Origin of the sequence: Streptococcus zalophi, from assembly GCF_016481285.1 — a bacterium.
Classification (GTDB): Bacteria; Bacillota; Bacilli; order Lactobacillales; family Streptococcaceae; genus Streptococcus; species Streptococcus zalophi.
In genome coordinates this window covers 103,737-117,930 of sequence record NZ_JAENBP010000004.1, presented here as the reverse complement: position 1 = coordinate 117,930, position 14,194 = coordinate 103,737, and the positions used below count along the sequence as shown (strand labels likewise).

The window sequence follows — 14,194 nt, the reverse complement described above, 5'->3', positions numbered from 1 at the left end:
TTATAACATGTTTTTAAGTTTTAGGTAATATTAGATAAATATGGTAAAATAAAAAAAGATTATCATTTGAAGGAGTTCCTATGAAAAAAATTATTCTTTTAGCCCTTGGTCTGCTACTTTTTTTAACTGGTTGTAGCAGTGAAGCAAAAGACACCCAAGAAACCACGCAAGAAGATCCGATTGCAGAAAGACTTGAAAAACTCAACAAAGCCGACTTCCCTCAGCTATCAACAACTATCGCTGACAACGAAGCTGCTGTTAAGATTGTCACTTCTAAAGGTGACATCACGATTAAACTCTTTCCAGAACTTGCGCCTTTAGCCGTTGAAAACTTTTTAACACATGCTAAAGAAGGCTACTATGATGGTGTTATCTTTCACCGAGTGATTGATAATTTCATGATTCAAACAGGTGACCCTAAAGGAGATGGTACTGGTGGGGAGTCTATTTGGCAAGGTAAGGATGAGAGTATTGACGCAGGCAATGGCTTTGTTAATGAGCCATCTGATTATCTCTATAATATTCGTGGTGCCCTTTCTATGGCTAATGCCGGACCAGATACTAATGGCAGTCAATTTTTTATCAACCAAAACACCTTTGACCAAACGTCAAAACTGGATCCAAGATATTTCCCGAAAAAAATCATTCAAGCCTACTCAAATGGTGGCAATCCGAGTCTAGATTTTCAATACACTGTATTTGGTCAGGTGATTGAAGGGATGGATGTAGTAGATAGCATCGCTTCTGTCCCAACTGATGATAAGGATAAGCCTCAAGAAGACATCGTGATTAAAACCATTGAGATCACAAAAGACTATACTTTTAAGTAAATTGAAGACACTAAAAAAAGCGTTAGCAATGGCTAGCGCTTTTTAAAGGTATTGTAATTATGTATTAACCTTTATTTTCTTTATTTTTTGTTTCTTATTGTCCTAAACCTTCTGCAATTTTGTTAAGGTTCCATTCCATCATCGCATAGTATGAATCCCCGTCTTCTCCTTCTTCAGCAACAGAGTCTGTGAAGATTTCAGCGTAGATTGGGATATTTGTGTCTTTAGACACAGTTTCCATTGGACGACGGTCAACTGAACTTTCAACAAAGAGAGCTTTAAGTTCTGTTTTTCTTAATTTATCTACTAATGTAGTGATTTGTTCAGGTGTTCCTTCTTCTTCTGTGTTGATTTCCCAGATATAAGCTGATGGGACATTATAAGCTTTAGAGAAGTACTTGAAGCAGCCTTCACTTGTAACAATCAACTTGCGGTCTTCTGGAATAGCATCAAAAGCAGATTTTGCTTTTTTATCCAATGTTTCTAATTTTTCAACATAAGCATCAAGATTTTTTTGGTAAGCTTCCTTGTTAGCAGGATCTTTTTCCATCAAATGTTTAGCAATGTTTTCAGCGTAGATAATACCATTTTCAAGGTTTAACCAAGCATGAGGATCTTCTTTTCCTTCTTCGTTTTCTCCCTCAAGATAAATGATTTCGACACCATCACTGGCTGCAAAATAATCTTCGTTTTCTTTTTTACCAGCATTTTCAATCAATTTTGTAAACCAAGCGTTTCCACCTGTTTCAAGATTGATACCATTGTAAAAAATAAGATCTGCATCAGTTGTTTTACGAACATCTTCTGATAAAGGCTCATATTCATGTGGATCTTGACCAATTGGAACAATACTGTGAAGATCTATAAGATCTCCAGCAATGTTTTTAGTCATATCAGCTAAGATAGAGTTTGTAACAACAACACTAATTTTATCATTAGTATCAGCTGCTTCATCAGCTTTTTTGTTAGTTGAACATCCTACTAAAAGTACAATTGCAACTAAGGCTCCTAAAAAGCCTAAAAATTTTTTATTTATCACGTTAACTTCTTCTCTTTCTAAAAATTTGTTGTTTTGGAGAAATAAAGAAAGAAATAATGAAAATCACTGCGGAAGTCAAGACAATACACGAACCAACGGCAATATTAAAGGTATATCCTAAAAAGATACCAAGAATTGAAGCGCTAGCTCCTAAAGTAGAAGATAGTATTAGCATGTATTTCAGCCTATTTGTATACAAATAAGCTGTCGCTGCAGGTGTAATCAGCATGGCAACAATGAGGATGGTTCCAACACTTTGCATGGCTGTTACCGCTACTAACGTTAAACAAATCATCAAAAGATAATGGTAAAACTGAACATTCATTCCTGTTGATTTTGCAAAAACAGGGTCAAATGAGGTCAGTTGTAATTCTTTGAAAAAGATAACGATGACTAGTAAAACGATACCAGAAATCAGAATCGTTAACCATTTGTCACTATCTTGAACTGCCAAGATATTCCCAAAAAGGATGTGAAAAAGGTCAGTCGAACTTTTGGCAACACTAACAAGAATAACCCCTAATGCTAAAAAGGCACTAAATGTTATCCCGATAGCCGTATCACCTTTGAGAGAACTATTTTCCTTGACAAAGGTGATAATAATGGAGGCTAAAAGTCCAAAAATCGTTGCCCCTAAAAAGAAATTAATCCCCAAAATATAGGATACCGCAACACCCGGTAATACAGCATGTGAGATAGCATCTCCCATGAGCGACATGGATCTTAAAATAATAAAACAACCAACCGCTCCTGACACGATACCAACAACAATAGCTGTCACTAAAGCATTCTGTAAAAAATGATAAGATTGTAATCCATTAATAAAATTTTCAATCATGACTTCACCTCACCTTCAACAATAATTGATTCGCCATAAGCGGCTTTTAGGTTAGACATAGTGTAAACATCATCAACGTCTCCATAAGCAATTAACTTTCTATCAAGAATAATTAATTGGTCGAAATATTGATTGACTTTACTTAAATCATGATGAACAACTAAAATGGTTTTTCCTTCATCTTTTAACATCTTGAGAATATCAACGATGATACTCTCACTGACAGAGTCGATACCAACAAATGGTTCATCTAAAAAGATATAATCTGCTTTTTGAATGAGACATCTTGCAATCAACATTCTTTGGAATTGACCCCCAGAAAGACTATTAATTGGTCTATCTGAAAATTCTTCTAATCCCACTTGTTGAAGAGCTATTGCAACGTCTTGCCAATCTGATTTAGAAAGGTATTTGAATAATCCTATTTTTTTATATAAGCCAAGCCCCACACATTCTTTAACAGTCATGGGGAAACTTAAATCAATTTGACTTTTTTGTTCTACATAAGCTATTTTCTTTAAAACTTGCGCGCTATCTTGTCCGTCTAGTTTGGTATGCCCTCCGTGTTCTACAAGATTTAACATCGCCTTCATCATTGTTGATTTGCCAGCCCCATTAGGACCAATAATCCCAATAATGCCTGTTTTATCAATCGTTAATGAAAGATGTTCTAAAGCAAGATCGTTTCCGTCATATGATACGGTCAAATCTTCCATAATTATCATTATTAATCTCCTTAATGAGCTAACAATAATTACAATCAATTCAATTATACCTATCTTTTTTTAAAACGTCAACTTGAAGTCAAAAAGTAGTACGAAGAGATAAATCACAAAAATAGAAAATTTGTTTCTTCATTTGCTACTAAGCAAATCATACATCTCATTTAAGTGCAAAAAGAAAAAGACAACTTGGTTGTCTTTTCATTATTCACTCATCGTTTAATTCGTTGGTTCTATAGCCTGATTCGGATCTTCAGTTTCAGATACTTCTTGACTTGTTTCATTATTAACTGCTTCTTCGGCTTCAGCAGCAGCTTTCTCTTCCTCTTTTTTAGCGATATTTTCAGCTTTAACTTGGTCTGAGAGTATTTCTAAGTTCTCATTTGTTGCATAAACACCTACTTCCATGTCTATGATGCTAGCAACTGGAACTTGTTGAGCAATATCATTATATAAAGGCATTTTAATATCTAATTGAGATAGAGGAACTCTTACTTTATTACCATCTCGCATTTTGACATCAAGTAAGTCTTTGGTGGTTTTTGAATTAGCTAATTGAATGGTCTCAATATTATCAACAAGCTCCCTATCTAATTTCGTTAACTCTTTGACAAGTAAGGAAACATCTTCTTTTTGAACTAGATTAACCAGCAAGAACTGCTCGGGCATTTGAGCTTTTGTGATTGTTGGCATTATCTCACCTGTCTCTATCACTGGTTGATAGCCTGACTCAACTTGCTGATAAGCAACGATACGATATTCTGAAACAGTAATAGTAAATCGATTTGGAAATTGGTAACTAATATTAGCACTTTTAACCCAAGGATTCCCCTCAATTACCGCTTTTTCATACTGTTTTTTATTGATAATTAAAGAAAATATATAATCACTATCTTTAATTCCAGAAGTTGCATAAACTGTTTCTTCATTGGTATAAGTCATACCAGCTACCGAAATCTGTTTTTGCTTGCTGTAAGGTGTGCTCATGAAAATTGAAAATAGTAATAAAAGAGAAAAACCGATTAAAATAGGTAGGGCTTTTTTAATTTTTTCATCTAAAACAAAAGCACGCTTAGAAAGAATTTTATCAGATTTGTCATCACTCTTATCTAGCTTGTCCTCTTTTTTTAGACTAGGAAATAAAATTGTCTTTTCTTCCTCGATAGTCTTATTCTCTATAGGAGCTATGTCTAAGGGAGTCTCATCATTTGCAACAGACACTTCTTTTTTATCAGATAATTCTTTTTTGAGAATTTCTTCAGAGGATTCTTTTTTCTCATCATCATCCGAGTGTTCTGTCTCTGCTTCTTTTTCTTGTTGTCGTTTTAGTTTGGCTTTTTCAATTTCTTCCTTCTTTTTTTGAAGTTCTCGTTCTTGTTTTTCTTTTTCCAATCGTTCTTTTTCTTGTTTACGTTTTTGAAACTCAAGATTTTTTTTCTGCCACTCTGTTAAAACATCCTCTTTTTTAGGGGTTTCTTTTTTATTTGACATCTATTTTTCCTTTAGTTTTTTTCTGACATGTCTTTCATTAAGATCTGATAAAAATCCTCTAATGAGGTAGTTTCTTTGCTATTTTCCATCGTTTTCACAAAATTTTCTTGATGGCTTAAGATAAATTCCACTTGTTCATAAAAAGTTTGTTCTGTCAGCTGATTTTCTGCTAATTGTAGGGCGTAGCCTTTATTTTCAAAATAAGCAGCATTTTCTAATTGGTCACCACGACTGGCCTCTTTCCCAAGAGGAATGATGAGGTGAGGCTTTTTCATAGCCAATAGCTCAAAAATAGTGTTGGAGCCACCTCTTGTCACAACAAGATCCGCCATTGCCATCAAACCTTCATAGGTGTCAGTCACATAGTCAACACGGTAAAGATTAGGACGCAATTGATTCAAAGACTTATCCCCTGATATATTAATGACATTATATCGTTTTGTTAGTTCCTTCTGATGAGTTGAGATGAAATCATTAAAAACCCTAGCTCCTGCAGAACCTCCGATAAATAAAATTGTTTTTAAGGTAGGACTAAATTTTTCTTTTACCTCTTTAAGAAGAGGAACCATCATAGGGGTTTTTTGAGAAATCTTCGTGATGGCACCAACATGTTTTAATTTTGCAGAATGATGTTCTTGTTCGAAAGTAGTATACATCAAAGTAGCCAATTTATAGGCAATTTTATTGGCAAGTCCCATTGATAAATCAGATTCATGGACATAGATAGGAACTCCGACAAGTTTCGAAGCAATTACTGGTGGCACTGAAACGAAGCCTCCCTTAGAAAATAATGCCTTGGGTTTTATTCTCAATAAAATAACCACCGATTGTAGAATGCCCCAGAAAACTTTGAAAAAATCTGCCAAATTCTGCCAAGAAAAATACCGGCGTAGTTTCCCCGTTGAAATACTATGAAAAGTCACTTGATTTTTAAATGGTTGCAATTGTTCAAATTCTACACCATTTCTATCACCAATATAGTGCACCTCAAAACCATCTTTAATCAGCTGTGGGATTAATAATAAATTTAAGGTCACATGGCCGACTGTTCCTCCACCAGTTAAGACTATTTTGGGTTTAGTCATTTCAAACTCCTTTTAATTCGTTAAAAGCTGCGATAAATTCATCACCACGCACCTCAAAGTTATCATACATATCCCAGCTAGCATTGGCTGGACTCAGTAAAATAGTATCTCCATTGCTTGCAATGTTAAAAGCTATTTTTGTCGCATCTTTGACGTCTTTTGCTTGAACATAAGGAATGTTTGCTAATTGTGCCGCCTTTATCATACGAGGGGCTGACTCCCCAATTAAAATCATGACTTTTAAGCCAGTGATATCTTCTACTAGTTCATCAAACTCATTACCACGGTCTAAACCACCAGCAATAAGAAGAACTTTTTCATTGTTAAAACCAGAAAGAGCCTTTTTTGTTGCTAAGATATTGGTTGATTTGCTGTCATTATAAAAAGAGATACCTTCAATGCTACCAACAGACTGTAAACGATGTTTGACACCACTAAAATGCGATAAGGCTGTGACAATCGTTTGAGTTGGCACTTCAAGTAATTTAGCAACAGCAATAGTTGCTAAAGCATTTTCAACGTTATGCAAGCCTGGAACGCCTAGTTGGTAAACTGACATGATTTTTTCTGTACGGAAATAAAGACTATCTTCTTTCAGATAAGCCCCATCAACTATTTCTTGCGTTGAAAAAGGAACCACCTTTGCTTTTGTGGTATCAGCCAATGTTTTTAGTAAGTCTTGATTAACATTTAAAACGAGAAAATCAGAAGCTGTCATCTCTTTTTGAATAGCCCATTTGGCTTTAACATAATCATCAAAAGAACCATGATAGTCCAAATGCGTTGGCATAATATTTGTCATCACAGCAATATGAGGTTTAAACTCTTTAATCCCCATCAACTGAAAACTCGATAATTCCATGACTAAAATATCATCTTTTGAAACTGATTGCGCCACTTCACTGGCTGGAAAACCAATATTTCCAGACAGATAAGGCGATTGCCCAGCTGCTTTTAAAACCTGTTCAATCATTGTTGTTGTGGTGGTCTTCCCGTTTGAACCTGTAATACCAACAATTGGAGCTTCTGAAATTAAATAAGCCAGTTCAACCTCAGTATAGATAGGAATTTCTTTACTCATGGCTAGTTGAACCATAGGATTAGCATAAGGAATCCCTGGATTTTTAACGATGAGACTGAAGTCCTCATCTAATAACGCTAAAGGATGATGACCAGTAATCACCCTAATACCTTCTTCTAAAAGAGATTTGGCGCTAGAGTTGTCCTCAAGAGGCTTAGCATCATTAACAGTGACAATGGCTCCTAATTTTGCTAATAAACGTGCTGCTGCTTCTCCAGAACGAGCCAAGCCCAAGACTAAAACTTTCTTATTCTTAAATTGCGATACTTGTTTCATTTTTCTTTCCATTCATTCTTGACGTTGTTTCTATTTTACCTTTAATCAGCTACTTTTTCAACACTTATCAGATAAGCATAACTGACTGTCTTGTTCTTATATTAGACAGATTAAAAAGATAGCTACTGGCTATCTTTTGTTTCTATTTTACTTGACAATTTGACCACATCTTTTACGATGTAAAAACCAGCAACCAGCATACCAAAAATCACATAGACTTCTGGTGGTGATTCCATCAGTTTAATCACACCCATTCCTATGACGAAAATAGCAAAAGAAATAATCGCAACTATCATAATCATATTCATGGTGTTTTTTATTGTCTTAGAAGCGACAAATAGGTAATACAAAACAATCAAAATAGCAATTATTAAGTAAAACATCTATTTCTCCTTCCAAATGATATTATTCTTCTGATTCTGAATTTTTCTTCTTTTTAGAAGCTTTGGCGCGAAGGTTTTTATCAAGAATTTGTTTACGAAGACGAATAGATTCTGGTGTGACTTCCATGTATTCATCATCATTTAAAAATTCTAATGACTCTTCAAGCGTTAAAATACGTGGTGTTTTAATAACAGATGTTTGATCTTTAGTGGCTGAACGAACATTTGTCATTTGTTTTGCTTTGGTAATGTTAACAGTTAGGTCATTATCACGAGAATTCTCTCCGATGATCATCCCTTCATAGACTTCTGTCCCTGGATTTACAAAGATAGTACCACGTTCTTCAATGGCCATGATAGAGTATGTTGTTGCTTTACCTGCATCAATAGACACAAGAGCACCACGATGACGACCACCAATTTCAGCACGAACAAATGGCATGTAACTGTCAAAGGTGTGGTTCATAATCCCATAACCACGTGTCATTGATAGAAATTCTGTTGTGTAACCAATCAATCCTCTAGCTGGTACCAAGAAAATCAAACGTGTTTGACCATTTCCTGTTGACTGCATATCAATCATTTCACCTTTACGTTCTGATAATGATTGAATGACTGATCCTTGGTATTCTTCTGGCGTGTCAATTTGCACGCGCTCAAACGGTTCCATCTTAACACCATCAACTTCTTTGATGATAACTTCTGGACGCGACACTTGTAGCTCATAACCTTCACGTCTCATAGTTTCAATTAAGATTGATAAATGCAATTCACCACGTCCTGAAACCGTCCATTTGTCTGGAGAATCAGTTGGGTCAACACGAAGAGAAACGTCAGTTTGTAATTCTGCTAGTAAACGCTCTTCTACTTTACGCGAAGTGACAAATTTTCCTTCACGTCCTGCAAAAGGAGAATTGTTTACCAAAAAGGTCATTTGTAGAGTTGGTTCATCGATATGAAGAACAGGTAACGGTTCGACAACATCAGTTGGTGTCACTGTTTCACCAACGAAAATATCTTCCATTCCTGAAACGGCAATCAAATCACCAGCTTTTGCTTCTTTGATTTCACGACGTTCTAAGCCAAAGAAACCAAATAGTTTTGTTACTCTGAAGTTTTTCGTGGTGCCATCTAATTTTGATAGGGTAACTTGATCACCGACTTTTACAGTACCTCTAAAGATACGACCAATCCCAATACGACCAACAAAATCATTATAATCTAGTAGGGATACTTGAAATTGTAATGGCTCATCAGAATTGTCAATAGGTGCTGGAATGTGTTCAATAATAGTATCAAACACTGGTGCCATCGTTTTTTCTTGATCATTAGGGTCGTCTGATAACGATGATGTTCCATTAATGGCTGAAGCATAAACAACAGGGAAATCAAGTTGCTCATTATCAGCACCAAGTTCGATAAACAACTCTAAAACTTCATCAACAACTTCTGCCGGACGAGCTGATGGTTTATCAATTTTGTTAACAACAACGATCGGAATTAGGTCTTGCTCCAACGCTTTTTTCAAAACAAAACGGGTTTGTGGCATCGTACCTTCATAGGCATCGACAACTAAAACAACACCATCAACCATTTTCATGATACGTTCCACTTCTCCACCAAAGTCAGCATGCCCTGGGGTATCCATGATGTTGATACGTGTGTCATTGTATAAAACAGCTGTGTTTTTGGCTAGGATAGTAATCCCACGCTCTTTTTCAATATCATTTGAATCCATTGCGCGTTCATCTAGAGTTGTTCTAGCATCTAGTGTTTTTGATTGTTTTAACAATTCGTCAACAAGTGTCGTTTTCCCATGGTCAACGTGGGCAATAATAGCAATGTTACGAATGTCTTCTCTTAATTTGGTCATATAATCCTCTGTATCTTTTAATTTCAACTCATGAATTATAACATAATTTCGCTCAAATAACAGTGATAAGGTCGTTGTAAATGTTTTCAGAAACCATAAAACTTCTTTTAAATCCTTTCTTAGGCTTAAAAAAATTAAAAAACAAGAGAGCACAACTCACTTGTTTTTAATGATTTCTTAATCATTTTAACCTTTTTTCTTTTTTCCATCCCAGTAATCATAACCAAATTTCAGGACATAAATCTCTTGATAACCTGCTTTTTTCAGTTCTACAACTGCTCGACCAACTCCTTTACTACGATTACTATCATATAACAAGACTGGTTTATCTTTTCTTAAAGCTGACAGGGATGTTTTAAACTGAGTGATTGGAAAATTTCTAGCTCCTAAAATGTGCTCGCGCTTAAAGACAGATGGTTCTCTAATATCAACCAATTGTCCTGTTCTCATCAAGATAGTAAATTCTTCATTTTCGATAAATTTAGAGGCTTTTCTAATTCTAAAGTAGTTCCAAATGGTCCAGCCAATAAAACCGATTACCCCAATCCAAAGTATAATCGTCACAATATTATTATCCATAATTCTCCTTTATTTTTCCATTAATTGACTGGCTAGGCTACCAGCACCAATAATGCCAGCATCATTACCAAGCTCAGCCATTTTAATCTTGGTTGATTGTCTGACTTGAGGGAAGGTAAATGTCTCAAAGTATTTTTCAATGCGAGCACGTAAAAATTCTCCAGCTGCAGAGACACCACCACCAATCACAATACTATCTGGGTTTAAAATATTACTAATATTAGCTGTTGCAAGGCCTAAATAAAAACTCACTTTTTCAACAATACTATTAGCAAAACCATCGCCAGCCTCAGCAGCAACAAAAACATCTTTACTTGTCACTTCCTCGCCATTATCAAGTGCAAGCTTAATCTTTGAGTCGCCCTCATATGCTTCAGCCAATTGGCGTGCCACGCGAACAACACCAGTCGCTGAGGCTACTGTCTCAAGGCAACCATGGCTACCACAAGTGCAAAGAAAACCATTGGTAGGCTCAACGATCATATGACCAATTTCGCCTCCTGCACCAGCAACACCATGAATGAGCTTCCCGTCAGTGATAATACCACCACCAACTCCTGTTCCAAGAGTCATAAAAACAACATCCGAATGGTTGTTTCCAGCTCCGACCCAACGTTCTCCAAGAGCTGCAACATTAGCATCATTATCAATTGCAAAAGGAATGCCAATTTCCTTTTCAATTACTGAGCCTACTTCTTGAGTCTTTGACCAGTTAAGATTATAGGCCCCAGTCACCGTTTTCAACTGACGATCAACAGCGCCAGGAGAACCCATTCCAATACCAACAAAATCTTCTTTGGTTAAGCCATATAGTTCCAAACGATGTTTAATGGAAGCAATAATATCAGGAACAATATGTTTACCCTCTTCCAAGATATTGGTTTCAATAGCCCATTTTTCTTGAACTTCACCTTCAAGTGTTAAAATACCAAATTTAATAGTGGTTCCACCTAAATCAATTCCTAGTAGCTTATTTGCCATGTTCCTTTTCCTCTTCTATCCTGTGCTCTCGCCTTAAAATCAATTCAGCAATCAGGTAATCTTCTTTTTCAATTAAGCCATTATCATAGAGTCTTTCCAACTCAATTTTCATCATCTCAATATCATAAAGTCTTTTCCCAAGATACACAAAAATCCCAAAATGCTTTAATAGCTGTTGCACATCATAAAGTGTTTTCATATACTGATTTTATCAAAAAGAACCTATTTTTTCAAGATGTAATGCAATCGGTTTCTATAACATAATTTTGTAAACAACAAAAAGCCTAGGATATTTATCCTAGACTTTTTTGATTGTAATTATCTAATTCCTGGCTTATTCCCAAGTTCTGCTTGAAGCATCCACAATGTTTTTTCAGCGTCTGTTTGAGCTGCAACATATAAATCATTTGAAGGATCATCACCTTCTTCATCAGTCACATCTAAACCTACTTGGTAAAGGTTAGCTAAGTAGCTATAAACTTCTACCAAACGATTCAAGTGATCTTCGATGGTTTTATCAAAAGAACCAGGCACTTCTTCTAATTTAGAATTTTCATCAAATTCTTTAAGAGTAGAATAAGGTGCTCCTCCGATAGTAATCAAGCGTTCACTAATTTCATCAAGATGTTCATTTAAACCATCCATTAATTCATCCATTTTTGGATGAAGGTGGAAGAAACCTCTTCCTCTCATATACCAGTGAATTTGGTGAACAATAGAAGCTGCTTTAGAAAGGTCTGCGACTGTTTGATTTAAAACAGCCTTTGTTTTAGCATTACTAACAGTTCCTTCTTTTTTTGTGACATTATGAACGACTGATGCATAAATTTTTTCAACACTAATTGTACTCATATTTCTCTCCTTATTTAGAATTATTATTATTTACATTTTTTATTGTAACGCTTTTCTGATTAAAAAGCAACTGTTTTGATTGTTTTAGAACTATTTTTCGAATAAAGAATTATGACCTATTTCACCAAGCAATTACACCACTGGCAAAAAGGATTAATCACTAAAAAAACTAAACCTTTAAAACTAAAAATGGACTTATTAATGCTATTCGCTGGATTAATAATTACCATCTTAGCCTATAAATGGACAAGCACAAGCTTCACTAACACTCATATCGCAATCATTGGCTTTAGTTTATTACTCAGTTTTTATGATATTTTTTATCAGGAATATCCTTTAATCATTTGGATGATATTAACTTTGAGTACACTCCTTTTTTATCCTATAACACTGACTGCTTTTATTTTATTTTTACTAGCTCTTTTAGCAGAATTTCGGGATATTAAAATAGGAAGTGGTGATTTGTTTTATCTCAGCACTATCAGTTTAACCATCACCATTTGGCAACTCTCTTGGCTCATTCAACTGGCAAGTTTAATGGGAATAGTAGTCATTTTCTTAAGTCATAACAACAAAAAAATCATCGCCTTTATTCCTTTTTTGACATTGGCTTATTGCCTTGTTCTTTAAATCATAAAAGTTATTATAAAACATCTTTCGCACTGCCAAAACAGTTGGATAAAAGAAAAATCTATTAAGACCAATCTCCTGATTTGAAAAAAGAGGTTGGTTTTTTGATGATATTAAAGATTAGTGTCGTGTTAAATGTCATGTCGTTTTTGACCATAGTAAAACACTCCTGATTTTATTAAAATTCATCAGAAGTGTTTTCTAGAGTCTCATTTTATGGATGCGATACCCTTAATCATTTACCCTACGTCAAGAACTAAATCTCATTGGAATTGTCATAAGCATTCATTCCTTTTGATTAAAATAGCAGTTGGTAAGGATCTTCTAAATAGTCAATAACACTTGCCAAAAACTCTGCAGCAGGTGCCCCATCAATAATTTGATGGTCAAATGTTAGACTGAGTGGGAGATAAGATTTTTTAATCACTTGATCATTTGAATCTAAATCCAGTTGTTTTTGGCTTTGTCCAACTCCTAAGATAGCAACTTCAGGTGAATTAAGAATTGGAGTGAAATATTCAATACCTGCTGATCCTAGGTTAGTAATTGAAAATGTTGAACCAGAATAAAGGTTTGAAGGAAGTGTGCCTTTACGAGCCTGATTTGACAAATCTTTAATGGACTGACCTAATTCTGATAATGTCATTTTATCAGCATTTTTAATGACTGGTACAACAAGTCCATCATCAAGTGAGGTAGCTATACCAATATGAATTTCCTCGTTGTTAATTAATTGACCATTAGCATACCAAACATTGATATTTGGATGATTTCTCAATGCTTTAGTAACTGCCTTAGTGAGTAATGTTGTTATGCCAAGTTCACCATTTTCTAATGGTGTTTTGACACGTTCTTTAATTTCTACACGAAAATCAAGTAATGAGGTAATGTCTGCTTTTCTGTGTATGGTGAGTTGAGCAGCATTTTGCAGACTAGACATCATTCTTGTTGCAATCGTCTTACGCATGCCCTCTAGACCAGAACCGTAAACGTAATCATTTCCGGTCTGAGCTTGTAAGATAGTGTCTGAACTTGTTTTTTCGCTTGGTTTAAAGTTCTCAACATCCCTTCTTGTGATACGACCATTTCCGCCAGTTCCAGGGATTTCTTCAATCCTATAGCCTTTTTCTTTAGCAATTTTCTTTGCTAAAGGGGTAATGAAAATACGATCTGAACCTGAACCTTTGCCTGCTACTTCTTTGGCTGTATTAGAGGTTGTTATATCTTTTTTAGTTGACTGTTTTTCAGTTTCTACTTGCGATTCTTGTTTCTCTTGTGCTGAAACTTCTTCCCCTTCTTGTCCAATGAAAGCTATTGGTTCTTTACATTTGACAGTGTCTCCTTCATGATAAAGAATCTTTAAGACCGTTCCAGATGCTGGACTTTCAACATCACTGGTTAATTTTTCTGAACTAATTTCTAAGATGGGTTGTCCAGTTGAAACAGTATCTCCTTCTTTAACTAACCAATTGTCAATGACACCTTCTGTCATGGTTAGTCCAAGTTTGGGCATTACTACTTCTTTAGCCATAAT

General features: G+C 35.3%; 15 protein-coding genes. 2 read left to right on the top strand and 13 right to left on the bottom strand.

Annotated features, from left to right (window positions below; genetic code table 11):
- The first annotated feature begins 80 nt into the window (after positions 1–80).
- Entirely contained in the window at positions 81–830 is a 750-nt protein-coding gene (locus JHK64_RS04455; protein WP_199567797.1) for a peptidylprolyl isomerase, read from the top strand.
- Positions 831–924: 94 nt separating this feature from the next.
- Here JHK64_RS04455 and JHK64_RS04450 read toward each other — a convergent pair whose 3' ends face one another.
- The 12 genes from JHK64_RS04450 to JHK64_RS04395 form a co-directional block, all read right to left on the bottom strand.
- Positions 925–1,869 (bottom strand): metal ABC transporter substrate-binding lipoprotein, encoded by a 945-nt coding sequence (locus JHK64_RS04450; protein WP_373880452.1) that lies wholly within the window; start codon positions 1,867–1,869, stop codon positions 925–927.
- 1 nt (position 1,870) lies between these two features.
- On the bottom strand, positions 1,871–2,707 hold the full coding sequence (locus JHK64_RS04445; protein WP_199567796.1) for a metal ABC transporter permease: 837 nt from the start codon (positions 2,705–2,707) through the stop codon (positions 1,871–1,873).
- A complete protein-coding gene (locus JHK64_RS04440; protein WP_199567795.1) occupies positions 2,704–3,432 on the bottom strand; it encodes a metal ABC transporter ATP-binding protein in 729 nt (242 codons plus the stop codon). Before JHK64_RS04440 ends, JHK64_RS04445 begins: the two co-directional genes overlap by 4 nt.
- A 216-nt stretch (positions 3,433–3,648) precedes the next feature.
- Positions 3,649–4,920 carry a cell division protein FtsQ/DivIB gene (locus JHK64_RS04435; protein ID WP_199567794.1) on the bottom strand — a complete coding sequence of 424 codons (1,272 nt, stop codon included), beginning with the start codon at positions 4,918–4,920 and terminating at the stop codon, positions 3,649–3,651.
- Positions 4,921–4,931: 11 nt separating this feature from the next.
- Positions 4,932–6,005, bottom strand: a complete 1,074-nt coding sequence (locus tag JHK64_RS04430) for a UDP-N-acetylglucosamine--N-acetylmuramyl-(pentapeptide) pyrophosphoryl-undecaprenol N-acetylglucosamine transferase (RefSeq protein WP_199567793.1) — start codon at positions 6,003–6,005, stop codon at positions 4,932–4,934.
- A gap of 1 nt (position 6,006) precedes the next feature.
- Positions 6,007–7,362, bottom strand: a complete 1,356-nt coding sequence (gene murD, locus JHK64_RS04425) for a UDP-N-acetylmuramoyl-L-alanine--D-glutamate ligase (protein ID WP_199567792.1) — start codon at positions 7,360–7,362, stop codon at positions 6,007–6,009.
- 122 nt (positions 7,363–7,484) lie between these two features.
- Entirely contained in the window at positions 7,485–7,745 is a 261-nt protein-coding gene (locus JHK64_RS04420; protein ID WP_199567791.1) for a DUF3165 family protein, read from the bottom strand.
- A 22-nt stretch (positions 7,746–7,767) separates the two neighbouring features.
- Positions 7,768–9,618, bottom strand: a complete 1,851-nt coding sequence (typA, locus tag JHK64_RS04415; RefSeq protein WP_199567790.1) for a translational GTPase TypA — start codon at positions 9,616–9,618, stop codon at positions 7,768–7,770.
- A 186-nt stretch (positions 9,619–9,804) separates the two neighbouring features.
- Entirely contained in the window at positions 9,805–10,197 is a 393-nt protein-coding gene (locus JHK64_RS04410) for a rhodanese-like domain-containing protein (protein WP_199567789.1), read from the bottom strand.
- 9 nt (positions 10,198–10,206) lie between these two features.
- On the bottom strand, positions 10,207–11,178 hold the full coding sequence (locus JHK64_RS04405) for an ROK family glucokinase (RefSeq protein WP_199567788.1): 972 nt from the start codon (positions 11,176–11,178) through the stop codon (positions 10,207–10,209).
- Positions 11,168–11,377 (bottom strand): YqgQ family protein, encoded by a 210-nt coding sequence (locus JHK64_RS04400; protein ID WP_199567787.1) that lies wholly within the window; start codon positions 11,375–11,377, stop codon positions 11,168–11,170. The genes JHK64_RS04405 and JHK64_RS04400 overlap by 11 nt, the downstream gene beginning before the upstream one ends.
- Positions 11,378–11,496: 119 nt before the next feature.
- A complete protein-coding gene (locus JHK64_RS04395; RefSeq protein WP_199567786.1) occupies positions 11,497–12,030 on the bottom strand; it encodes a Dps family protein in 534 nt (177 codons plus the stop codon).
- Between the two features lie 111 nt (positions 12,031–12,141).
- Here JHK64_RS04395 and JHK64_RS04390 point away from each other — a divergent pair, with 111 nt between their 5' ends.
- Positions 12,142–12,660, top strand: a complete 519-nt coding sequence (locus JHK64_RS04390) for an A24 family peptidase (RefSeq protein WP_199567785.1) — start codon at positions 12,142–12,144, stop codon at positions 12,658–12,660.
- Between the two features lie 298 nt (positions 12,661–12,958).
- On the opposite strand, the gene JHK64_RS04385 is transcribed toward JHK64_RS04390, so the two are convergent.
- Positions 12,959–14,191, bottom strand: coding sequence for a dihydrolipoamide acetyltransferase family protein (locus tag JHK64_RS04385; protein ID WP_199567784.1), 1,233 nt, complete (start codon positions 14,189–14,191; stop codon positions 12,959–12,961).
- Positions 14,192–14,194: the final 3 nt, after the last annotated feature.

Bases quoted from the DNA above. Each gene is read 5' to 3' on its own strand.
- JHK64_RS04455 (WP_199567797.1), top strand. From the start codon at position 81: ATGAAAAAAATTATTCTTTTAGCCCTTGGTCTGCTACTTTTTTTAACT.
- JHK64_RS04445 (WP_199567796.1), bottom strand. From the start codon at position 2,707: ATGATTGAAAATTTTATTAATGGATTACAATCTTATCATTTTTTACAG.
- JHK64_RS04440 (WP_199567795.1), bottom strand. From the start codon at position 3,432: ATGATAATTATGGAAGATTTGACCGTATCATATGACGGAAACGATCTT.
- JHK64_RS04435 (WP_199567794.1), bottom strand. From the start codon at position 4,920: ATGTCAAATAAAAAAGAAACCCCTAAAAAAGAGGATGTTTTAACAGAG.
- JHK64_RS04430 (WP_199567793.1), bottom strand. From the start codon at position 6,005: ATGACTAAACCCAAAATAGTCTTAACTGGTGGAGGAACAGTCGGCCAT.
- murD (WP_199567792.1), bottom strand. From the start codon at position 7,362: ATGAAACAAGTATCGCAATTTAAGAATAAGAAAGTTTTAGTCTTGGGC.
- JHK64_RS04420 (WP_199567791.1), bottom strand. From the start codon at position 7,745: ATGTTTTACTTAATAATTGCTATTTTGATTGTTTTGTATTACCTATTT.
- typA (WP_199567790.1), bottom strand. From the start codon at position 9,618: ATGACCAAATTAAGAGAAGACATTCGTAACATTGCTATTATTGCCCAC.
- JHK64_RS04410 (WP_199567789.1), bottom strand. From the start codon at position 10,197: ATGGATAATAATATTGTGACGATTATACTTTGGATTGGGGTAATCGGT.
- JHK64_RS04405 (WP_199567788.1), bottom strand. From the start codon at position 11,178: ATGGCAAATAAGCTACTAGGAATTGATTTAGGTGGAACCACTATTAAA.
- JHK64_RS04400 (WP_199567787.1), bottom strand. From the start codon at position 11,377: ATGAAAACACTTTATGATGTGCAACAGCTATTAAAGCATTTTGGGATT.
- JHK64_RS04395 (WP_199567786.1), bottom strand. From the start codon at position 12,030: ATGAGTACAATTAGTGTTGAAAAAATTTATGCATCAGTCGTTCATAAT.
- JHK64_RS04390 (WP_199567785.1), top strand. From the start codon at position 12,142: ATGACCTATTTCACCAAGCAATTACACCACTGGCAAAAAGGATTAATC.
- JHK64_RS04385 (WP_199567784.1), bottom strand. From the start codon at position 14,191: ATGGCTAAAGAAGTAGTAATGCCCAAACTTGGACTAACCATGACAGAA.